We start from the raw sequence: 4,153 nt of genomic DNA on the forward strand, positions 1-4,153 counted from the left end.
GGCCCGCCGACACCTCCCGGCCCCCCGCCGACACCGGGAACCCGGTGCCAACGGCCGGCCCCGCGTCGCTGTGCTCCCGCACCCCGCAGGTCCCCGCCGAGCGGCTGGTCGCCGAGATGGTGCCGCCGCCGCGCTTCGACGCGGTGCGCTTCGCCACCTACATCCCCGACCCCGGGCAGCCGAGCCAGCGGGAGGCGGTGCGGGTGCTGGAGGAGTTCGCCGGCCGCCTCGGGGACACCGGTCCGGCCCCGGGCGGTCTGCGCGGCCTGTTCCGCCGCCGCTCCCGGGACACCGGCGGCGACGGGCCGCGCGGTGTCTACCTCGACGGCGGCTACGGCGTGGGCAAGACCCACCTGCTGGCCTCCCTGTGGCACGCCACCCCCGCCCCCGCGGAGCACAAGGCGTTCGGCACCTTCGTGGAGCTGACCAATCTCGTGGGCGCGCTGGGCTTCCGGCGCACCGTGGACACCCTGGCCGGGCACCGGCTGCTGTGCATCGACGAGTTCGAGCTCGACGACCCCGGCGACACCGTGCTGGTCTCCAGCCTCCTCTCGCGCCTCGTCGAGCGCGGTGTGGCGCTGGCCGCGACCTCCAACACGCTGCCCGACCGCCTGGGCGAGGGCCGTTTCGCCGCCGCCGACTTCCTGCGCGAGATCCAGGGTCTGTCCGCGCACTTCCGCCCCCTGCGGATCGACGGCGAGGACTACCGTCACCGAGGGCTGCCCGAGGCCCCGGCCCCGGCGACCGACGGCGCCGTGGAGCGGGCCGCCGCCGAGACCCCCGGCGCGTCCCTGGACGCCTTCCCCGACCTGCTGGCCCACCTGGGCCGGGTGCACCCCAGCCGGTACGGCGCGCTGTGCGACGGCGTCACCGCCGTGTGCCTGACCGGCGTGGACGCCGTGCCCGACCAGTCCACGGCGCTGCGGCTGGTCGTGCTCGCCGACCGGCTCTACGACCGGGAGATACCGGTGCTGGCCTCCGGCGTCCCCTTCGACCGCCTCTTCTCCCCGGAGATGCTGGCCGGCGGCTACCGCAAGAAGTACTTCCGGGCGATCTCCCGACTCACCGCTCTGGCCCGGGACGCGGGCCGGATGGGCGGCGGCCCCACCGGCGGAACCGGTGAGGGCGACGCCGGGCGCGTCGCGTAGCCAAAACCCACCGCGCACACCATCCTCGAAAGGTCCGCGCGGCCCCGGAGAGGCCGCGCCGATCGGGACGGCGGAAGGGGACCGGTTTCCATGGGCGGGGAGAACGGACGGCACGACGGCGACACCGCCGACCATCGGCCAACCGCCGGCGGGGGCCCGGACGACGCCGACCCCGGACGGTCGATCCGGCCCTCCGACCCCGGCCCCGCCCTGCGCGACCTGTTGCGCCTGCCCCCCGGCGAGCCGGTGGACCTCGCCGCGCACGACCCGTCCGTCACCCCCGGCTTCGCCGGGGACAAGGAGCGGGCCGCGGACGAGGCGGAGGAGATGGGCGAGGAGGCCGCCGAACTCCAGGAACGACTCCACGCGGCGAGCACCGCCGGCGACCGGCGCCGTCTGCTGCTGGTCCTCCAGGGCATGGACACCTCCGGCAAGGGCGGCACCGTCAAGCACGTCATCAGCCGGCTCAACCCCGCCGGTTGCCGCATCCGGGGCTTCAAGGCCCCCACCGAGGAGGAGCGCAGCAGGCACTACCTGTGGCGGATCGGACAGGCCCTGCCCATGGCCGGGGAGATCGGTGTCTTCGACCGCTCGCACTACGAGGACGTGCTGGTGCCCCGGGTGCGCCACCTGGTGCCCCCGGAGGTGGTGGAGCGCCGGTACACCGAGATCCGCTGGTGGGAGGAGTCCCTGGTCGCCGACGGGCTGACCCTCGTCAAGGTGTTCCTCCACATCAGCCCGGAGAAGCAGCGCGAACGACTCGTCAAGCGGCTGGAGCGCCCCGACAAGCACTGGAAGTTCACCCCCGACGACATCACCGACCGCGCCCTGTGGCCGGACTACCGGCGGGCCTACGAGGTGGCACTGGAGCGCTGCTCCTCACAGGCCGCGCCCTGGTACCTGGTGCCGGCGGACCGCAAGTGGTACCGGAACTGGGCCGTGGGACGGCTGCTGCTGGAGCACCTGCGGGAGATGGACCCCCGTTACCCGGAGGCCGACTTCGACCTCGACGACGCGCGGGCACGCCTGGGGGCGGACGCCTGACGGCACGCCCCTCCCCGCGTCGGCGCGGACGCCGGCGCGGGGAGGGGCCCGGTGGGAACGGGTCGGGTCGGCCGTCAGGGCTCGATCAGGTCGGAGAAGGCGTCGGTGATGTAGTAGCAGTCGCCGTAGGAGGTGCCGCCCCGCAGGTCCCAGGTGCCGTGGTACGGGGTCACGAAGCCACCGCCCGAGGCCCGGGCCACCACCTGGTAGCTGCCCGGCGGGAGGCTGAGCGTCACCGTCGGCTTCCCCTGCTGCGACAGGCACCTGCCGCCGGAGGACCCGGAGGCGGCCAGGGAGCTCTTCCCGGTCCGCGGGCCGGTGTAGAGGATCTCCAGCGGCTGGTCGGAGTCGTTGATGATGGTCACGCTCGCCGTGCCCGCCGGCCCGCTCCCGGACACCGACGGCGGCGGCAGCTCGTTGGTGCCGCTCTCGGTGATCCGCTCGATCTCGATCGCGATGAGGATCTCCTCGGCACGATCCGCCCGGCGGTGGTCGGGCTGCTCCTCCAGCAGTCGCTCCAGGTGCTCGCCGGCCCGGGAGTGGTCACCCGCCTCGTACGCCCCCAGGCCGCACTGGAACCAGGCCTCGCCCAGGGAGTCGGTCGCCCGGTCCGGGATCCGGGCGAAACCACCGCCCTCCAGGGCGGACGGGAGGTCCGTGAGTGCCTCCAGGTCGTCGAACACCTCGCACGCCGCCTCCCCGTCGAGCGAGTCGTGGAGGTCGGAGCGGAAGCCCTCCAGGGTCTCCGGCGCGTCATCGGCGGGGCCCGAGTCGGGGAACTCGGAGACCAGTTCGGCGAGACGGTCCAGCGCGCCCCGGATGTCGCCCGCCCCGTACCGGTCGATCGCGCAGTCCCGCAGTTCGGCGGGGAGCGGTTCCCGGGCCCGATCGGCGAGCCGCTCGGCGTCCCCCTCCACCCACTCGTCGGGCAGCCCGGTGTTGCCGGGCAGGACGGTGACCGCCCACAGTTGGCCGACCGCCGCGCAGTGTTCGGCCGAGCCCACGGCGGGGGTGGCCGCGTCGTAGAGGTCGTCCAGACCGGCGGGGACGCCCGCCGCGGCGTCGGTGTCGGGGTGCTCCCCGCGCAGGACCACCCGGGCGTCGAACGCCTCGGTGACCAGGCCCGCGTCGAGGTTGTCGGTGCCCCGCATCACCTCCGCCGCCTCGCGCACCTTCCCGGTCAGGTCGTCGGCGTGCGCGGCCCGCAGCTCCACCAGGCGGTCCTCCGCCCCCGTCCAGGGGGGACGGCCCGCGTGCAGGTCCAGGTAGTCGCGGTACCCGTCGGCGGCCTCGCCGTGGGCCCCGCGCGCGGCCGTGGCCTCCGCTCGGATCATCACCTCGCACGAGGTCACGCCCAGGGCCGACACCTCGCGCAGGGAGTGGAAGGCCAGGGCGTGACGCGGGGAGACCGCGGCCTCGTAGTGCTCGACCGCGCTCTCGCAGTCCCCGGCAGCGTGGGCCCGGTCGGCGCGCCCCATCTCCCGCTCGGGCAGCCCGGAGTACCACAGGTATCCGAACGCCACGAGGGCCAGGAGCACGGCGGCGGCTGCCGGGGGCAGCCAGACGGGGCGGGGGTCGGGACCGGTACGGCCCAACCGCCGGGCGTCGGCCACCATGACGGCCACGCACAGCAGGAACAGCGGCCCCCAGACCGCCGCGCCGCCGGGGGCCTCGGTGCCGACGGCGAAGGCGATCAGCACCAGGATGCCGCCCAGGCCGACGGCGAAGCGACGCCACCGGCGCAGGTACAGGTAACCGACCGCGAGGCCGGAGAGGTTGAGCGCGGCGGCGGACAGCGCGCGGCCGCGGCCCCCCTCCGCCGCGGGTTCGGTGTTCCCACCGTCCTCTCGGTCCTCTCCGCCCTTCCCGCCCTTACCGCCCTCCCCGCCGGGCGGCGGGGAGGGCGGTAAGGGCGGGAAGGGCGGAGAGGACCGAGAGGACGGTGGGAACACCGAACCCGC

The 4,153-nt window shown here is 75.1% G+C and carries 3 protein-coding genes; 2 read left to right on the forward strand and 1 reads right to left on the reverse strand.

Annotation, left to right across the window (positions count from 1 at the left end; genetic code table 11):
* Positions 1-44 precede the first annotated feature (44 nt).
* Together zapE and FOE67_RS18515 are read left to right on the forward strand one after the other, a co-directional pair.
* The gene (gene zapE / locus FOE67_RS18510; RefSeq protein ID WP_182665728.1) at positions 45-1,148 is read left to right on the forward strand and encodes a cell division protein ZapE; all 1,104 of its coding nucleotides are present in this window, start codon (positions 45-47) and stop codon (positions 1,146-1,148) included.
* A gap of 90 nt (positions 1,149-1,238) precedes the next feature.
* Positions 1,239-2,192 carry a PPK2 family polyphosphate kinase gene (locus FOE67_RS18515; protein ID WP_182665730.1) on the forward strand — a complete coding sequence of 318 codons (954 nt, stop codon included), beginning with the start codon at positions 1,239-1,241 and terminating at the stop codon, positions 2,190-2,192.
* A gap of 74 nt (positions 2,193-2,266) precedes the next feature.
* Here the strand turns inward: FOE67_RS18515 and FOE67_RS18520 are convergent.
* Positions 2,267-4,153, reverse strand: a 1,887-nt coding sequence (locus FOE67_RS18520) for a hypothetical protein (protein WP_228474025.1), incomplete at its 5' end; no start/stop codon positions are given.

Origin of the sequence: Streptomyces calidiresistens, assembly GCF_014141525.1 — a bacterium.
GTDB lineage: Bacteria > Actinomycetota > Actinomycetes > Streptomycetales > Streptomycetaceae > Streptomyces > Streptomyces calidiresistens.

Excerpts from the sequence above, each read along its gene's own strand:
- FOE67_RS18515 (WP_182665730.1), top strand. The coding sequence starts at position 1,239 with ATGGGCGGGGAGAACGGACGGCACGACGGCGACACCGCCGACCATCGG.